The organism is Frigidibacter sp. MR17.14 (genome assembly GCF_037095735.1).
GTDB lineage: Bacteria > Pseudomonadota > Alphaproteobacteria > Rhodobacterales > Rhodobacteraceae > Frigidibacter.
Map to the genome: position 1 here is coordinate 13,057 of NZ_JBAWKD010000018.1, position 17,350 is coordinate 30,406.

15 protein-coding genes are annotated in these 17,350 nt (G+C 67.4%); 8 read left to right on the forward strand and 7 right to left on the reverse strand.

The genetic code is table 11. The features are described 5' to 3' along the window. The 3 genes from V8J36_RS21455 (at position 1) to V8J36_RS21465 (ending at position 4,075) form a co-directional block, all read left to right on the forward strand. The gene (locus tag V8J36_RS21455; RefSeq protein WP_336469366.1) at positions 1-1,935 is read left to right on the forward strand and encodes a TRAP transporter permease; all 1,935 of its coding nucleotides are present in this window, start codon (positions 1-3) and stop codon (positions 1,933-1,935) included. A gap of 8 nt (positions 1,936-1,943) precedes the next feature. Further along, positions 1,944-2,828 carry an amidohydrolase family protein gene (locus tag V8J36_RS21460; protein WP_336469367.1) on the forward strand — a complete coding sequence of 295 codons (885 nt, stop codon included), beginning with the start codon at positions 1,944-1,946 and terminating at the stop codon, positions 2,826-2,828. 83 nt (positions 2,829-2,911) lie between these two features. After that, on the forward strand, positions 2,912-4,075 hold the full coding sequence (locus tag V8J36_RS21465; RefSeq protein ID WP_336469368.1) for a LysR substrate-binding domain-containing protein: 1,164 nt from the start codon (positions 2,912-2,914) through the stop codon (positions 4,073-4,075). Positions 4,076-4,078: 3 nt separating this feature from the next. Here V8J36_RS21465 and V8J36_RS21470 read toward each other — a convergent pair whose 3' ends face one another. The 6 genes from V8J36_RS21470 to V8J36_RS21495 form a co-directional block, all read right to left on the reverse strand. Further along, positions 4,079-4,972, reverse strand: coding sequence for an NAD(P)-dependent oxidoreductase (locus V8J36_RS21470; protein WP_336469369.1), 894 nt, complete (start codon positions 4,970-4,972; stop codon positions 4,079-4,081). Between the two features lie 82 nt (positions 4,973-5,054). Then, positions 5,055-6,137: an AbrB family transcriptional regulator gene (locus tag V8J36_RS21475; RefSeq protein WP_336469370.1), complete on the reverse strand. Its 1,083-nt coding sequence runs from the start codon at positions 6,135-6,137 to the stop codon at positions 5,055-5,057. Further along, complete coding sequence (locus tag V8J36_RS21480; RefSeq protein ID WP_336469371.1) at positions 6,134-6,637, reverse strand: tripartite tricarboxylate transporter TctB family protein; 504 nt, start codon at positions 6,635-6,637, stop codon at positions 6,134-6,136. Before V8J36_RS21480 ends, V8J36_RS21475 begins: the two co-directional genes overlap by 4 nt. Next, positions 6,634-7,650 (reverse strand): tripartite tricarboxylate transporter substrate binding protein, encoded by a 1,017-nt coding sequence (locus V8J36_RS21485; protein WP_336469372.1) that lies wholly within the window; start codon positions 7,648-7,650, stop codon positions 6,634-6,636. The genes V8J36_RS21480 and V8J36_RS21485 overlap by 4 nt, the downstream gene beginning before the upstream one ends. A 54-nt stretch (positions 7,651-7,704) precedes the next feature. Then, entirely contained in the window at positions 7,705-9,204 is a 1,500-nt protein-coding gene (locus tag V8J36_RS21490) for a tripartite tricarboxylate transporter permease (protein ID WP_336469373.1), read from the reverse strand. Between the two features lie 308 nt (positions 9,205-9,512). Beyond that, positions 9,513-10,277 (reverse strand): class I SAM-dependent methyltransferase, encoded by a 765-nt coding sequence (locus V8J36_RS21495; RefSeq protein ID WP_336469374.1) that lies wholly within the window; start codon positions 10,275-10,277, stop codon positions 9,513-9,515. Between the two features lie 122 nt (positions 10,278-10,399). Here V8J36_RS21495 and V8J36_RS21500 point away from each other — a divergent pair, with 122 nt between their 5' ends. From V8J36_RS21500 to V8J36_RS21510, 3 genes are read left to right on the forward strand one after another with little or no spacing between them, the layout of a single operon-like run. After that, positions 10,400-11,536, forward strand: coding sequence for an ABC transporter substrate-binding protein (locus tag V8J36_RS21500; RefSeq protein ID WP_336469375.1), 1,137 nt, complete (start codon positions 10,400-10,402; stop codon positions 11,534-11,536). Between the two features lie 28 nt (positions 11,537-11,564). Then, entirely contained in the window at positions 11,565-12,626 is a 1,062-nt protein-coding gene (locus V8J36_RS21505) for a FecCD family ABC transporter permease (protein ID WP_336469376.1), read from the forward strand. Beyond that, positions 12,620-13,387 (forward strand): ABC transporter ATP-binding protein, encoded by a 768-nt coding sequence (locus V8J36_RS21510; protein WP_336469377.1) that lies wholly within the window; start codon positions 12,620-12,622, stop codon positions 13,385-13,387. Before V8J36_RS21505 ends, V8J36_RS21510 begins: the two co-directional genes overlap by 7 nt. Positions 13,388-13,804: 417 nt before the next feature. On the opposite strand, the gene V8J36_RS21515 is transcribed toward V8J36_RS21510, so the two are convergent. Next, a complete protein-coding gene (locus V8J36_RS21515; protein WP_336469378.1) occupies positions 13,805-15,574 on the reverse strand; it encodes an SLC13 family permease in 1,770 nt (589 codons plus the stop codon). A 165-nt stretch (positions 15,575-15,739) separates the two neighbouring features. On the opposite strand from V8J36_RS21515, the gene V8J36_RS21520 reads away from it, so the two are divergent. Together V8J36_RS21520 and V8J36_RS21525 are read left to right on the forward strand one after the other, a co-directional pair. After that, a complete protein-coding gene (locus V8J36_RS21520) occupies positions 15,740-16,033 on the forward strand; it encodes a hypothetical protein (protein ID WP_336469379.1) in 294 nt (97 codons plus the stop codon). A 681-nt stretch (positions 16,034-16,714) separates the two neighbouring features. Further along, positions 16,715-17,350, forward strand: a 636-nt coding sequence (locus V8J36_RS21525) for a cytochrome c oxidase subunit II (protein ID WP_442902523.1), incomplete at its 3' end; no start/stop codon positions are given.

Consider the following 17,350-nt stretch of genomic DNA (forward strand, 5'->3'; position numbering starts at 1 on the left):
GTGCTGAGCGACCTTTTCGACAGGCTGGCGCTTCCGGGCGCCCGCCGCGGCTCGGGCCCCGAGGCGACGCTCGTCGCGCTCTGGGTCGCGGTCCTTGCGGCGCTGGTGACCGCGCTGGTGATCTGGGGCGCCTACTTCGGCCTTGTCACCGCGCTGATCCTGCGTGCGCTCTTCTTTTCGATGATGGCCGCGGCCGGGCTCGCGATGGTGGGATACGCCACCGCGAACCCGGTGGTGCGGATCCTGTGCTACGCGCTGGCTGTCCTGGCGCTGGTGCCGGGGCTGCACATCCAGGCGAGCTACCTCGACATCGTGATGCGCGGGGCGATGGCAAAGCCCGCGGATCTGTGGGTCTTTGCCGTGCTGATGGCCGGGCTCTTCGTGCTGGTGCAGCGCCGTGTTGGCTGGGCGCTGATCGCGCTGATGATGGCGGCGCTGCTTTATGCCTGGTTCGGCTATCTGATCCCGGGGCGCTACGGCCACGGTGGCTACGACCTTCGCCGGCTCGCCTCGACGCTGATGCTGTCGACCGAGGGCGTCTACGGCGTGCCGATGGGTGTGGCCGTGGAATACATCTTCCTCTTCTCGTTGCTCGGATCGCTGCTGATGCGCATCGGCACCGGCGAGGTCTTCGTCGATGTCGCGCGCGGCCTGACCGGGCGGATGCGCGGCGGCCCCGGGCTGTCGGCGGCGCTGTCTTCGGCGCTCCTGGGCACGATCAACGGCAGCGCAGTCGCCAATGTCGTCACCACCGGCACCTTCACGATCCCGCTGATGAAGCGCACCGGCTATTCCGCGACGCTTGCCGGCGCGATCGAGGCCGCGGCCTCTTCGGCCGGGCAGATCCTGCCGCCGGTGATGGGGGCGGCCGCCTTCCTGATGGCCGAGGTCATCGGGGTGCCATACGCGACGATCGCGCTAGCGGGGCTGGTGCCCGGGCTTCTCTACGTGCTGGCGCTGATGGCGGCGGTCTGGCTCGAGGCCGGGCGGCTTGGCCTGCAGCCCGACCGCGAGGCGGGGCTTGCGCTGTTGGGCCGGACGCTGCGCGAGCGGGGTTATCTGCTGTTGCCGCTGGCGCTTCTGGTTGGCTGCCTTGTCGCGGGCATGACGCCGGTTCGGGCGGCGGTCTGGGCGATCCTCGGCGCGCTCGCGCTGTCGCCCTGGCGGCGCGATACCCGCATCGGGCCCGTCGACCTTGTCCTCACCTGTCGCGAGACGCTGATCTCGGTCATGCCCATCGTCGCGGCGGTCGCGGCGGCGGGTGTTGTGATCGGGGTGCTGAACCTCACCGGTCTGGGGTTGATGCTGTCCGGGCTGATCCTTGATCTGGGGGGCGGCAACGTGATGGTGATCCTGCTGCTGACGGCGGTCGTCTCGTTCCTGCTGGGGATGGGGCTGCCGACCTCGGCCGCCTATCTGCTGCTTGCAGTGCTTGTCGCGCCAGCACTTACCAAGCTGGGCGTGCCGCCGATCGTGGCGCACATGTTCATCTTCTACTACGGGCTCGTCTCGGCGATCACGCCGCCTGTGGCGCTGGCGGCCTATGCCGCTGCCTCGATCTCGGGCGGTGACGCGAACCGCACCGCGTTCGAGGCGGTGCGGCTGGGCTTCGTCAAGCTGCTGGTGCCGTTCCTGTTCGTGACCATGCCGGGGCTGCTGATGGTCGGCTCGGGCCCCGCGATCGCTGTGTCGATCCTGCTGGCTGTGCCGGCCGTTCTGGGGTTGACCGTGGCCTTCGCCGGCTGGTGCCTCGTGCCGCTTTCGCCCCCGGTGCGCGGCGGTTTCGCGCTGGGAGCGTTGCTGATCGCCTGGCCGACCGAGGTGCTCTCGGCCGACCCCCTGACGCTTGGCGCACGGGCCCTCGGCCTAGCCTTCCTGGTGCTGCTTTCGTTGCGTTGCGCCGTCGCGGCGCGACCCGCCCCCCTTTCGACGTGAGGTCCGACATGCTCGACGAGAACCTGCCCTTCCACTCCGACCCTTCGACGCCGAAGCTCGTGCTGCCCGCGGGCGCGTGCGACGCGCATTGCCATGTCTTCGGGCCTGCCGCGCGCTTCCCCTTCGCACCGGGGCGCACCTACACCCCCGTCGATGCCCCTTGGGAGACGCTGGTCGCCCTGCACGGAAAGCTCGGCCTGTCGCGCACCGTGCTCGTCCAGGCCAGCTGCCACGGCACCGACAATGCCGCGATGCTGGATGCGATCGCGGCCTCGCGGGGCAGCTGCCGGGGCGTGGCCATGGTCAATCCCGACGTGAGCGACGAAGAGCTCGCGCGGCTCGACCGTGGCGGCGTCAGGGGGCTGCGCTTCAACTTCGTGACCCATCTGGGCAAGGATGCCGACATCGGTGCGGTTCGAGCCCTTGCGGAACGGATCCGGCCGCTGGGTTGGCACGCGGTCGTGCATTTCGATGCCGACCGGCTCGACCGGCTGGCGCGGGAACTGCAAAGCATCGACCTGACGCTGGTCATCGACCACATGGGCCGGGTCGATGCGTCGAAGGGGCTCGGCCAGCCGGCCTATGCGAGGCTCCTGGCCCTGATGGAGGACCTGCGGTTCTGGGTGAAGGTCTGCGGAGCCGAGCGGATCACCCGCGCCGGGCCGCCCTACGACGACGCGGTTCCCTTCGCCCGCGACCTGGTGGCGCGCTTCCCCGACCGGGTGCTGTGGGGTACGGACTGGCCGCATCCGAACATCAAGAAGGACATGCCCGACGACGGGGCGCTGGTCGACCTGCTGGCGCGGATCGCGCCCGAGCCGCGGCTGCTGCGCAAGCTGCTCGTCGACAACCCGACGCGCCTGTACTGGCCGGAGCATGTCGCGGCGCGATGAGGAACGACCCGGCTGGCGCAGGGCGCGGCCCCCGCTATGATCCTGCCCGGCGCCGGGAGATCGGCTCCGGGGAGGACGACACCGTGCAGACCGCCAGCATTCGCCATCTCAGGATGTTCCTCGCCGTTGCGCGGACCTGTTCGGTGACCCACGCGGCAGAGCTTTGCCACGTTTCGCAGCCGGCGGTGACCCAGGCGATGACAAAGCTGGCGGGTCTGACCGGGCATCAGCTGTTCAACCGCAGTCCGCAAGGGCTTTTCGTGACAGAGGCAGGAGAGCTTCTTGCCCATCGTGCGGGTCGGGCGATCCAACGGCTGGACGCGGCGATGGCCGACATGGGCCATGCGTTGCGGGTGCAGGCGACGTGGCAGCAGCTCAATGCGCTGGTGGCAGTGACTGAGGCCGAGAATTTCACGCTTGCCGCCCATCGCCTTGGACTTGCGCAGCCCACCGTCCACCGTTCGACCACGATGTTGGAAGAAGCGGCGGGGACCTTGTTCTTCCAGCGCACACTGCATGGGCTGATCTCGACACGCTCCGCCCTTGCCCTCGCGCAGGCGACACGGCTCGCGCTGGCCGAGCTCGCTCAGGCCGAGTCCGATCTTGCCGCGCTCGATGGGCGCGAGGTCGGCAAGATCGTAGTGGGGGCTCTGCCCCTGTCTCGCTCAGGCTGGCTGCCGAACGCGATGCTGGCCTTTCGCAGGAAACGCCCTCATTTTCCGTTTGAAGTCATCGACGGACGTTACGACGAGCTCTTGCTAGGCCTGCGTCGCGGAGAAATCGACATGATGTTGGGCGCGCTGCGCTTGCCCAGCCCGATCAGCGACATCAGCCAGGAACGGCTCTTCGACGACGAGGTGGTAGTGGTCGCCCGGAAGGGCCATCCGCTGGCGGGCGTCGCTCCGCCGCAGTTCTCTGCTCTTGCCCGCTACCCGTGGGTCCTGCCGCGTCGGTCGACGCCTCTGCGGGCGGTGCTAGACGCGGCCTTCGGCGACCGTTTGCCGCCCGAGCTGATCGAGACCTCCTCGGTCATCATGCTGCGCGAGATTCTGCGCGGCAGTGATCACCTTGGCGGTCTGTCGCGGATGCAGGCCGAAGTCGAAGCTGACAGTCTTGCCATCCTGCCCGTGACATTGCCCAAGGCGATGCGCGCCATCGGGATCACCACGCGCGAGGATTGGCAGCCGACCCGGGCGCAGCGCGATTTTATCGCGCTGCTACACAAGACGGCGGCAGATCTTGGCTGAACGTCACTCCTGAGGGATCAGGCGGGCGAGGATCGCGTCCGAACGTTCGGCGAAGCTCGGCTCGCCGGCCGGCAGTCCCAAGTCGCCGATCCGCTGCTGCCAGTCGGCGGTGGCGCCAGCCAGACCGTTCGGCAGGCCCAGTTCGTCCAGGGTGATCGCGACCTCGCGCATCTCGGCCGCGCGGCGCTGCCCATGCACCATCATCCGTTCGAGATTGTAGGCCGCCTGTTTCGGCCAGTTGATCTCGGGGTTCGACGCGGAGAGCGAGCCGAGGATCCGGTCTTCTATCCCGGCCCGCCGCGCGGCGAGAAGGCACTCGGCGGTCAGCGCCTCCATCCCCTTGATCATCACCGAACGGATCATCTTGGTTGCCGAGGCCTCGCCTACCTTGGGACCGGCGATTTTCGCCCGCATCCCGAGCTCTTCCAGCAGCTCAAGCGCGGCGACGGCATGTGGGCCGGCGATCAACAACGGTGTCTCGTGCAGCTTCGGATAGACCGGGGCCATGATCGCCACATCAACATATCGCCCGCCTGCGGCCTCGATCACCTCGGCCGAACGGCGCTTGGCACCGGGCGAGCAGCTGTTGCCGTCAAGCCAGAGCGCGCCCGGCGCCAGCGCTGCCGCGGCTTCCTCGGCGGCGCGCGTCGCCCGGTCAGCGGTCACCAGACAAAACACCGCGCCCGCGCCCTGCAGCGCGTCGTCGCGGGTTCCGCACAGCGTCACGCCGCTCGCCGCCGCCCGCGCTCGCGGCAAGTCTGCGGCAGGCCCCGACTTTTCGTCAAAGGCGCGTGTCCGGCACGCGACCGAAGAACCCCAGCCCTTGGCGAAGGCCTCGGCGGCCTCGCCAAAACCGATGAAGGCGAGCGGGGTGGTGTTGAGGGAAAGGCTGTCCATCGCGGATAGGGTCCTTCAATGACGATGATTGGTGCGCCGCGCGGCCGAGGCAGGCGCGGCATCGAAGATGGTGCGACGCCGATCAGGGTGGCGCCGCGGCCACGGGCGGATCGAAACGCTCGCTCCAACGGATCAGCGGGCGGGCCAGGGGCATCAGCGCAAACACCCGTACCACCTGCGCCGCGGTGACCAGCGTGACGCTTTCATGCAGCGCCCGCGCGGTAAGGGCCATCTCGGTGACGCCGCCGGGGGCGGCCGCAAGGACCAGCACCCGCCAGCCGGGCTGGGCCGCAAGCGACAGCAGAGCCGCCCCAAGCGAGGTCAGCAGCAACAGCAGGGCCGTGCCAGCGGCAGAGATCGCGATCTCGCGTCGCGCCGAGGTGATCACGGCGGGCTGGAACGTCGACCCGAGCCACGAGCCCAGCAGCACCTGCGCCCCCGCCAGCACCAGCGGCGGATACGGCGGCAATGAAAGGCCCAAGGCACTTATCGCGGCAGCAAGGCTCAGCGGCCCGAGGAAATAGGGATTGGCCCAACCCATCCACCGCGCAGCCGCTGCGCCGACCAGCCCCATCACGGGCAGGACCAGCGCGCTGGGCGTGTCAAAGCCCGCGGTCCAGTCGGTCACCCGGGGGCCGGGGGTCTCCCCGCCGGCAAGCGCGTGAAGGGCAAGGGGGATCATCACGACGATCCCGGCGATGCGCAGCGACTGGGCGATCACCACCGGGGCCACGGGCAGTCCCAGATCCGAGGCGATCACCGCCGCCTCGACCGGGGCCACGGGGAAAGTGGCGACCAGCATCCGCGACAGCCGGGTACGCGCCAGCCGCGCCTGCAGCACCGATACGGCCAGCGCCAGCACGGTTGTCATCGCCGCAAGCCCGAGTAGCAACGGCAGGCTGCGCAGGGCCGCCTGCAGCGCCTCGGCGCTGAAGGCGAGGCCCACGGTGGTGGCGACCACCGCCTGTCCTGTCGGCCGCGTGCACACCGGCAGCGGTCGGGTGGTGACGCCGCACAGCGCGAGGATCGCGGTCCCGACCAGTGGGCCGATCATCCAAGGCAGCGGCAGACGCATGCTGTGGAAGCACCAGCCGGCAACCAGGCTCACCAGATAGCAGCCCGTGAGGCCGACGACGGATCCAAGGCGCGTGGGCGAGGGTCTCATGGCAGCGGCAGGCCAAGTAGCCTGCCGAAAAGCAAGACTGCGATCCCCCAGAGCGCAAGCCCCGTCAGCCCCGCGCGCAAGATGCGGTGGGTGCCGTCGAAGGCCAGCGTTGTCAGGCCCGCGACGATGCCGATCGCGATCGCAAGCCCGATCCAACGCACAGCGATCAGCCCCAGCACCAGCACGAGGCAGACCGCGAGCGCGCGCGGGAAGCCCTCGAAGGTCACCCGCTCTGCTGCGAAACCACCGCGAAGGCTGATCCAGAGATAGGCCAGCGACAGAAGAACCCCCGCGACGCCAACCTGCACGGGCAGCGCCGCCGGCCCGACGTCACCGGCCGAATGACCGGCGGGCAGCTGCCAGGCGAGCGCCAGGAAACCGGCGCTCGCCGCAAGGCACAGACCTGCGGCCAAGAGGTTGCCGGCACGGTTGGCAAAGCCCGCGACACGGTCGACCGAAGCTGGCGCGGACGGGGATGAGGTCGCGGGGGCCCGGCTCATTTCACGAACCCGGTTGCCTTGAGGAACTCGGTCTGCTCGTCCAGATCCTTGTGCACCTGCTTGGTGAACGCTTCCTCGGCCCAGTCGGGGCTGTCCTGGAATTGCTCTACCTGGAACGACTTCCAATCGTCCGAGGCGGTGACCTTATCGATCGCCTTTTGGATCGAGGCGACGACGTCGTCAGGCGTTCCCGCCTTGACCGCGATGCCGCGCCAGATCGCGCCGGTCAGGTCATAGCCCTGTTCCGCGAAGGTCGGGGCGTCGGGCAGAAACGGTGTCCGTTCAGCGGTCGACACGCCCAGAAGCCGGATCTCGCCGCTCTTGACCTGCGACAGGCCGGTCGAGGGGGTCATCATCGCCGCGTCGATATGCTTGCCCAGCAGGGCCAGCGTCACCTTGCCCGAGGCGTCATGCGGCACCCAGCCGCTTTCGAAGCCCCCCTGCTTCATCAGCTGGTAGAGCATGTATTGATGAAAGCCGCCTGAGGAATGGCCGCCAACGCGCAGCTCGTTCGGGTGGTCCTTCATATAGGTCACGAAGTCATCGACGGACTTGAACGGGCTGTCGGCCAGCACTGCGAGCGACGAGGGTTCGGACTGCATGGCGCGCAGCAGGCGCAGGTCCTCGACCTTGAAGGGGATCAGGCCCTGCGCGATCCCGAAGGTCAGCGTCCCGGTCAGCACCAGGATGTTGTAGCCGTCCGCGGGCTGGGTGGCGATCTGCGACATGCCGACGGCGCCGCTGCCACCGGGACGGTTGTCAACCTTGACGGTCCAGCCGGCGTCTTTCTCCAGAAGCTCGGCCAGCTTGCGCCCGTAGGTGTCGAGCGCGCCGCCCGCCCCGGACCAGACCACCAGGGTCACAGGCTTCTCGGGGAATTCGGCGCGGGCAGGACCGGCGGCAAGAAGCGTCGTCGCGGCGAGACCCACGATGGCGAGGCAGGCCGCCGAGACCGCCGAGCGCAGTCTTGTGCTCAGCGTCCGGCAGGGGGCACGACCATTGGCAAACGGCATTCTCTCTCTCCCTTTGTGAATGCGGTGATGAATGAGCGGGCAGGGGGCGCGGCTTCAGGCCACCGCGTCGCGGCCCCGGCGTCCGCGCGCGCTGCGAGCGCGCCAGATTGGGATCAGGATGCTGGCAAGGCTCAGCATCAGGAACAGCACGCTGATCGGATCGGTCAGGAACACCCGGTAATCCCCGCGCGACGAGACCAGCGCCGTGCGGTAATTGGACTCGATCAGGTAACCAAGCACCATCGCTAGGATCACCGGGGCCACCGGGAAGGCGAACTTCTTCATCAGGTAGCCCAGTACGCCGAAGGCCATCGTCAGCCAGACGTCGAACATCAGGTTGCGGATCGCGAAGGCGCCAAGCACGGCAAAGCACAGGATGCCCGCAGCGATCACCCCATCCGGCAGCAGCACGGTGCGCGCGAGGATCGGAAGGAACAGTGAGCCCACGACATATTGCACCAAGGCCGCGAGAATGACGCCGAAGAGGATCGAATACACCAGTGCCGGTTGCTCGGCGAAGAGCTGCGGCCCCGGATGCAGCCCATGCATGATGAGCGCGCCCATCATGATCGCCGTGGTCGGCGAGCCGGGCACGCCAAGCGCAAGCATCGGCACCAGCGCACCGCCGACGGTGGCGTTGTTCGAGGCCTCTGGGGCCGCGACCCCGTTCGGCTCCCCCGAACCGAAAGCTTCGGGCTGCCGCGAGCGGGCGCGGGCATAGTCACGCGCGACCCAGCAGGCGATGTTGCCGCCGACGCCGGGCAGGATGCCCAGTACCGTTCCGATGACCGAGCCCGACAGCATCGACCTCCACGTCTCTCGCCAGAGCCGCGCAGACATGAAGACATGGCCGACGCCGGACTTGTCCATTCCCATCCCGCGGGCATGTTTCTCGGCCAGGGCGAAGGCTTCGGACACCGCGAAAAGCCCGATCAGAGAGGCCAGGAATGGCACGCCCTCGTAAAGTTCGAAATGGCCGAAGGTGAAGCGCGGGGTGCCTGCGATCGGGTCGATGCCAACCGTCGCCAGCGCCAGCCCGAGCGCCGCGCAGAGCAACCCTTTGACCAGAGACCCGCCGGACAGCGCCGCGACCGAGGTCAGGCCGAAGAGGCCGGCCGCAAAATAGCCCGCCGGTCCGAAGCGCAGCGCCAGCGAAGCCAGCGGCATGGCCAGCAAGAGCAGCGCCAGACCCCCAAGGATCCCGCCGACGGTCGAGGCGGTGAGCGAGATCGAGATGGCCTCGTTCGCTCGGCCCTTCTGCGCCATCGCATAACCGTCGATCGCCGTGGCCGCGGCCGCCGCCGTGCCGGGCGTGGACAGCAGGATCGCACTGATTGATCCGCCGTATTCGGCGGAGACATAGAGCGAGATCATCAGCAGCATGCTGAGTTCAGGCGACATCGTATAGGTGAAGGGGATCAGCAGGCTGAGCCCGATCGAGGGGCCAAGCCCGGGCAGAGCACCGATCACGATCCCGAGGAGCGCGCCAATGAACAGCACGCCAAGCCCCCCGAGGCTAAAAATGATGCCTAGCGATTGCCCGATACCGTCCATGCTGTGCTCCTCCGCCACGAGCCGACCCCCTCCGGTCAGCTTACTCGCGAGTGCCTTTATCTTGGCCCGCGGCCGGGTATCCAATTCACAAGTGGCCCGCCCCCTATAAGCGGATGCTATAGCGCTACCGATGTGTCGGTGGTTGTCGATACATTTTTGTCGCGGACAGTATTGATGTCGTCAGGCAGACTGCTGGGCGATCACCCAATGGCTAGTTCACGGCCCCGTCGGCGAGACGGGACCGTTTCGCGCCATCGCATGCGACGGTGCAACCTCGCATACAACATGCCGCTTGAGAGGCAGCTGAGTTAGTCTGTGAGTGGTGCCCGCGCGCAGATCGCGTACCGGTGCTCTGTGCGGCGGAGCAGCGACCGCTTCAGACCGAAGCTCGCCGCCTGTGCGCGATGGATCGCCCCCAGCCGGGTATCGATCCTGATGTCCCGGAAACCCGCGTCTGCAAGCAACCGTGCGATATGGTCCGCTCGGGCGCCTTGCGAGAAATAGACGCGGCTCAGGATGTCGGCATGCCGGCGCCGATCGGGCGTGAGCGACGTTTCAGGCCGCAACCGCCGGACAAGCCGCGTGATCCAGCCCGGAGTGACGAAATCCCCGTCGACCAGCAGCAGCTGACCGCCCGGTTTCAGCACACGTCTCCATTCCGCGAAGGCCGCCGGCGGATCGACCAGCGTCCAGACCAGATGGCGGGTGACGATGACATCCATGGAGGCGGCAGGCAGCATTGTGCGCTCGGCATCCGCCTGCAGGAAACTCACCCCCGGCAGCTTCACCCGCGCCCGTGCAAGCATCGGCTCGGACCAGTCGAGCCCGGTGACGGAGAAACCCAGCCCCTGGCACAGCCGCGAAATCTCGCCGGTGCCCGAGGCGAGATCGAGAAGCGCGCGCCCCTCCCCCGGCCCGAGGTGACGCCGGAAGAGCGCCTCCCAGGCGGCACGCTCGGCCCCGTCGGTGATCCGGTGACCGGGGCTGTCGTCGAAGGTCGCGGCCCGGTCCGACCAGTAGTCGCGGATCTCGTCGCGCAGGTCGCGGTTGCTGGCTTGGGGCAGGCTCGACATCGGTTTCTCCCGGCTGTTGGCAGGTATCTCCTATCCCCTACCCTTTCTGTCAAGAAATATAGTTGACTGAATAAGTCGGAATCAGTAGCGATCCCTCCCAACCATCATTGCGGGGGTCGCACATGTTCCTTCGGTCGTTCCTTGGCGCGTCTGCGCTGTCACTGCTGGCCGCTACCGGCGCGCTGGCGGATCCCGTCACCGTCACGGACATCGCCGGGCGCAGCGTCACCCTCGACGGCCCGGTCGAGCGGGTGATCCTCGGCGAAGGCCGCCAGATCTTCTTCGCGGCCGTTCTCGACAATGACGCGCCCTTCCACCGCATCGTCGGCTGGCGCGACGACCTGCGCCAGGCCGCGCCGGAAAGCTACGCGCTCTATGCCGAGAAATACCCGCAACTGAAGGACATCCCGACCTTCGGCGGCTTCAAGGACGGCACCTTCGACATCGAGCAGGCCGTGGCGCTGAAGCCCGACGTGATGATCATGAACCTCGAGGCCAAGGCCGCCACCGACGAGGCCGGCTACGAGGAGAAGCTCGCCAAGGTCGGGATCCCGATCGTCTATGTCGACTTCCGCGAGGATCCCTTCGCCCATACGCCGCAGTCGATGGCGATCATCGGCAAACTCTTCGGCAAGGAGGCGCGGGCCGAGGAGTTCAACGACTTCTACCAGGCGCAGATGGCGCGGGTGACCGAGGTGATCGCCGCCCATCCCGACCTGACGCGCCCCCTGACCTTCGTCGAGCGCGCGGGCGGCTACACCGAGGACTGCTGCATGTCCTTCGGCAATGCGAACTTCGGCCAGTTCGTCGAGCTGGCGGGCGGCCGGAACTTGGCCTCCGCCTTCATCCCCGGCACCTTCGGCACCGTGAATCCCGAACAGATCATCGCCTCGGACCCCGAGCAGGTCGTGGTGACGGGCGGCAACTGGGAGGCGTATGTCCCGGGCGGTGCCTGGGTGGGAGTCGGTCCGGGCTCGGACGAGGCGGCGGCGCGCGCCAAGCTCGCGGCACTGATGGACCGCCCGGCCTTCGCCGGCGTGAAGGCGGTCGAGACCGGCAAGGTCCACGCGATCTGGCACCAATTTTACAACTCGCCCTACAGCTTCGTCGCCGTCCAGCAACTGGCGAAATGGCTGCACCCCGAACTCTTCGACGATCTCGATCCCGAGGCGACGCTGAAGGAGCTGCACGCCCGCTTCCTGCCGATCGACTACCGACCGGGCTACTGGGTCTCGCTCGACGAGAAGAGCATGAACTGAACCGGCCACCGACATCGCGAGGCAGCACATGGCGACCCTGACGACGGACTTCGGGCAACAGGCACGGGGCTATCGTAGCCTCGTGGCACGTCGCCTGGCGACACTTGCGGGGCTCGCGGGGCTTCTCGTGTTGTCGGTGGCGCTCGACGTCTCGCTGGGGCCGGCGCGTTACGGGCTGGGCGATGTCCTGCGCACGCTGTTCCTACCGGGCGCCGCCGATCTGCAGATGCGCGTCGTCGTCTGGGACATCCGGATGCCGATGGCGATGATGGCGGTGACGGTCGGGGCGAGCCTGTCGCTGGCCGGCGCGCAGATGCAGACGATCCTCGCCAACCCGCTGGCCAGCCCCTTCACGCTGGGCATCTCCGCCGCGGCGAGCTTCGGCGCGGCGCTGGCGATGGTGCTGGGCGTCGCGCTTTTCCCTGGCGCGATCGGGTTCATGGTGCCTCTCAACGCCTTCGCCATGGCGATGGCGGCGGCGCTGCTGATCTTCGGGCTCTCGACGATGCGCGGCGTGACGGTCGAGACGATCGTGCTTCTGGGCATCGCACTGGTCTTCACCTTCAACGCGGCGCTTGCGCTCCTGCAGTATTTCGCGACCGAACAGGCGCTGTCGGCGGTGGTCTTCTGGACCATGGGCAGCCTCACCAAGGCCACCTGGGGCAAGGTCGCGATCACCGCGGCGATCCTCGCTATCTGCACGCCGCTTTTCGCGCGCCGGGCCTGGGCGCTGACCGCGATCCGGCTGGGCGAGACCCGCGCCGCCGCGATGGGCGTCCCGGTGCGCCGACTGCGGCTCGAGGCGCTGCTGCTCGTCTCGCTTCTCGCCGCGGTGCCGGTCTCTTTCGTGGGCACGATCGGCTTCATCGGCATCGTCGGCCCGCATCTGGCGCGGCTGCTGCTGGGCGAGGACCAGCGCTTCTTCCTGCCCGGCGCGCTGCTGACCGGGGCGATCATCCTGTCGGCGACCTCGGTCCTGTCGAAGGCGCTGCTGCCCGGCGCGGTGCTGCCGATCGGCATCATCACCGCGCTGGTGGGCGTGCCCTTCTTCGCGGCCCTCATCCTGACGAAGGGACGCCGCGGATGGTGAGCCTTGCCCTCGACCGTCTCGCCGCCCGCTACGGTCGGCGCAAGATCCTGTCGGACATCTCGACGCCCGAGATCCCCGGCGGCGTGCTGACCGCCCTTGTTGGTGCCAATGCCGCGGGGAAATCGACGCTCTTCCGGCGCATCGCCGGCCAGCTCCGAGGCGAGGGCAATGTCCGCCTGACCGGCGCCGTGACCGCCGATCTGCGCTACATGCCGCAGGACACGGCGATGACCGCCGCGCTCAGCGTCTACGAGAGCATCATCCTCGCGCTGAAACAGGGCGGCGGCGGCTGGCGGCTGTCCGCGCGCGAGCTGATGGCGGTCGACGCGGTGATCGACCGCTTCGGCCTGACCGCGCTTGCCGAGCGCCAGCTGCCCGAGCTGTCCGGCGGGCAGCGCCAGCTGGTCTCGGCCGCGCAGACACTGGTCTCGGGCCCTAGGATCGTGCTGATGGACGAGCCGACCTCGGCGCTGGACCTGTCACGGCAATACGAGGTACTGGAGGCGTTGCGCGCCTATGCCGCCGAGACGGGCGCGGTGGTTATCCTCGCGCTGCACGACCTGAACCAGGTGATGCGCAGCTGCACGACGACGCTGGCGATCGGCGACGGCCGGGTCTTGGCCTGCGGAGCGACGCTTGAGGTGCTCACCCCCTCGCTGATCCGTGCGCTCTACGGCATCGACAGCCGGGTCGAGCGCTGTTCCCGCGGCTGTCCGGTCATGATCGTCGATGGACCGAGCGGTGCTGCACTCGCTTCATGATCGCGGCCTGATAATCCCGCAGCTGAACAGGTGCGAAGGTTCCCAGATACCGAATTTGTTTGACGTTGCGTCGTCCGGATTTCTCCCGCTGGTCTCGCTTCCCTGCCATTTTCGGATCCGCGCTCAGCGGAACAAATCGCATTCAACTTAATGAGTTACCGGAGTGTAACGGGTGCGCGCACCCCGTTGGATTGCAGCTTGCGTCGGCTTTGACGGCCCGAGGCATGAACATAGTCGATGCTGGTGACAGGATGTCCGTTGACGATGGCTGCGAGGGTGATCACGGAAGAGTGCCGAGGCTCCTCCAGGCTTGTGCAGCAAATCAAAAAGATACCCGCCATGGCGGGCGATCAGTTGTGCGCAAAGCCTCTTGCCGAAGACGATCCCGTCACCGAAGTCCTGAGCTTAGGATCGCCTTCAAACCCCCCAGACCGTCAGGATCAGCGGCACCGATACCAGCACGACCAGCAGCGAAAGCGGAGCGCCGAGCCGGGCGTAATCGCCGAAGCGATAGCCGCCCGGACCCATCACCAGCGTGTTGCACTGATGCCCGATGGGGGTGAGGAAATCGCAGCCCGCACCGACTGCCACCGCCATCAGGAAGGCGTCGGGCCGGAAACCAAGCTCGGTCGCGAAGATCGCGGCGATCGGGGCCATGACCAGCACGGTCGCGGCATTGTTCAGGAACGGTGTTACCGCCATCGCTGCGACCATGATCAACGCGAGCGCGCCCCAAGCGGGCAGACCCGTCGCCGCCGCCGATAGCCAGTTGCTGATCAGATCGGTGCCGCCGGTGGTCTGCAATGCCTCGCTCACCGGGATTAGCGCGCCCAGCATCACGAGGATCGGCCATTCCACCGCCTCATAGGCATCGCGCGGGCTGATCGCGCCGGTGGCCATCATCAGCACTGCCGCCCCGAAGAAGGCGATGGCGACGGGGACGAGGCTCAGGGCTGTCAGAAGCATCGCGGCGGCGAGGATGATGAGCGGCAGCAGTTCCTTCTGCACGTTGCCCAGACGGATGCTGCGTTCGGCCAAGGGCAGCAGGCCCAGGTCCTGCATCCGCTCCGGCAGGATCGCCGCCGGCCCCTGCAGCAGCAGAACATCGCCAGCCGCCAGCCGCGTGGCACTGAGCCGTTCGGTCATCCGCTGCCCGGCGCGGGAAATGGCGATGATGTTGACGCCATGGCGCTGATGCAGCCCGACATCGGCGGCACTGCGGGCGACCAGCAACGAGGCGGGGGTGATCACCGTCTCTAAGATTCCGACCTTGTCCTTGCTCGCGCCCTTTTCCTCTTCCTGCCGCGCCAGTCGCAGCCCGCCCGCTGTCACCGCGCGTTCCAGCGCATCCGCCTCGCCCCTCAGCAGAAGCGTGTCGCCGGATTCGATAACCGTCTCGGGCATTGTCACCGTGCGGCGCACGTCGTTGCGCACGACCCCGGTGACAACCAGACCGCCATCCACGCTGCTCAGAAGCTGGCCCACGGTCCAGCCCGCAGCCTTTGCCTCGGGCGGCACCTCGGCTTCGGTGTTGTAGTCGCTGATGCCCACCGCTTCATCGAGGCTCGGCGTCGCGTGACGGTCGGCGGGGAGCAGGCGGTAGCCGACCTGCAGGAACAGCATGCCTACGACCGATAGGCCAAGGCCCACAGGGGCGTAGTCGAACATGGTGAAGGGTTCGCCGGTCATTTCCTCGCGCACCCGCGAGACGATGATGTTGGGCGATGTCCCGACCAGCGTGATCAGCCCGCCGAGGAGCGAGCCGAAGGCCATCGGCATCAGGAACAGCGATGGCGAGACGCCCGAGCGCTTGGACATCTTGAACGCCGCGGGCATGAGCATCGCCAGTGCGCCGATGTTCTTGACCAGCGCCGACAGAAAAGTGACCGTGCCCACCAGCGCGGTCAGCTGCCAGCGCACCGAGGTCAGCGCCCGCGACAGCCAGTTCAGTGCGGTCTCGATGATGCCGGAGCGGGCGACGGTGGCGCTGACCACCAGCGCCGAACCAACGATGATGACGATATCGTCGCTGAAGCCGCGAAACGCCTCCTCGGGCTTCACCGTCCCTGCGATGATTGACGCCAGCAACGCCAGCATTGCGACCAGATCGTAGCGCAGGCGTCCCCAGATGAAGAGCAGCATCATCGCGCCGAGGATGGCGAAGGACAGGGCTTGGGAAAGCGTCATCTACATCTCGCTGGAAATCACCGGCCAACGCCGCAGTTTTGCGGCTTGTTCCCCGAGATCCTTCTCTGATGGCCGCGGACGTTCGGTCAGACGTTCGGCGCGGCCAGCAATGCCGCGGCGGGTTGGACGTCGGGCCCGGGAGCCTCAGACGGGAAGACAGGTTAAGTGGGAAATAACGGCGCCCGCGTGCTGCGTGCGCCCAAGGATTTGTCGCGCCTTGCCATCGACCTGAAGCGCTTCGGCTGGCGGTCCCTGCTGACACCGGGGCCGAGCACTCTGCCAGCTTGGATCTGGTTGCGGGAGGAACAGGGGATCGATACGGTGTTCATCGATGGCTCCTTCCACGCGTGGATCGTCACGCGCCGCTGGGGCATGCCCGAGTTCGAGCGCAGCCGGAACTTCCGCGCGGCGCATCAAAACGCCCCCGATCTGACACCGGAGGCCTCCAAGCTAAAATGACGGGATGATTTATCCGGAACGGCGGCATCCGGTCCGGCCGGAGCAGAAGCCGTGCCCGGAGGTTCATTCCAGAGGCCAGAGCCGGAGTGAGGAACCCGACGTCTGCGCCGAATGATAATGTCGACAAGCAGAAGGGTAACCATATCGGCCCTCTGGTCGGCATGATCGCGGTCGTGGTCTTCGCTGTCTGGGGTTGATCTGGTGGCTTGGGTCCAAGAGCGCCGAGGCACCGGGTCTGACAGAGGACCCTGCCCCTGTCACTGGGGCATCCGAAGTGTCCACCCCGAACACCCCCCCGGCAAATTCGGCAACGCTGTCGCCTGAAGCTGCAACAGTTCAGCAGACACCGCCCGGTGGTGGTTCTAACTATGCACATCCCGAGTTGGGACCGGTGACGGCCCGGTCTGCCAATCGCTGAAGCCACTGGCACCGCCTAGCGCGGCGGGTCCATGACTGATCGTGGCCCATTGAGAGTTATCGAGATGGCGCGAAAGCAGGCGGCGGCGCGGCCCCAGGTCATTCAAAACGACAAATCATTATCCCTTCGATGTTCTTGCGGAACTGTTCCGGGCGTCTACGCTTAGGTCACCGACTAACCTTGGGACCGGCTTGCGACGGGACAGCATTCTTCGCCATCTTGCAAAGCCACCGGCGCCTCTGCGCCGGGCGCTGGTCCTGTCGGTGCCGCTCTTTCTCGCGGCCTGCGAGGGGCGCCAGTCGGCGCTCGCCCCGGCGGGAGAGGATGCCGCGCAGCTTCACCTCTTGTTCCTTGTGATGCTCGGCGGTGCAGTGGTGCTGTGGCTGGCGCTGAACGGGGCTTTCTATGTGGTCACCCGCCTGCGTCCCGGACAGATGTCGGTGCGCCATGCCGATCGGGTGATCCTGTTCGGCGGCGTGATCTTTCCCACTGTTCTGGTCGGCGCGCTGCTGGCCTGGGGGCTGTCGATCATGCCCGAACAGCGGGCGACCGGCGACGGGCTCGTGGTGCGCGTGACCGCCGAGGAATGGTGGTGGCGGGTCGAATACTGGCCCGAAGGGGCAGAGGCCCCCGTGATCACCGCCAACGAGATCCGCCTGCCCGCAGGCGTGCGGACCGAGCTGAAGTTGAACGCGAACCGCTACATACATTCGTTCTGGGTGCCCGCGCTTGGCGGCAAGATGGACATGATCCCAGGGCGCGAAACCGTGCTGACCCTGCGCCCCGAGATCCCCGGCCTGTATCGCGGCCAATGCGCCGAATTCTGCGGCGCGTCCCACGCGATGATGGCCTTCGAGACCGTCATCCTGGAGCCCGCCGCGTTCGATGACTGGCTTGCG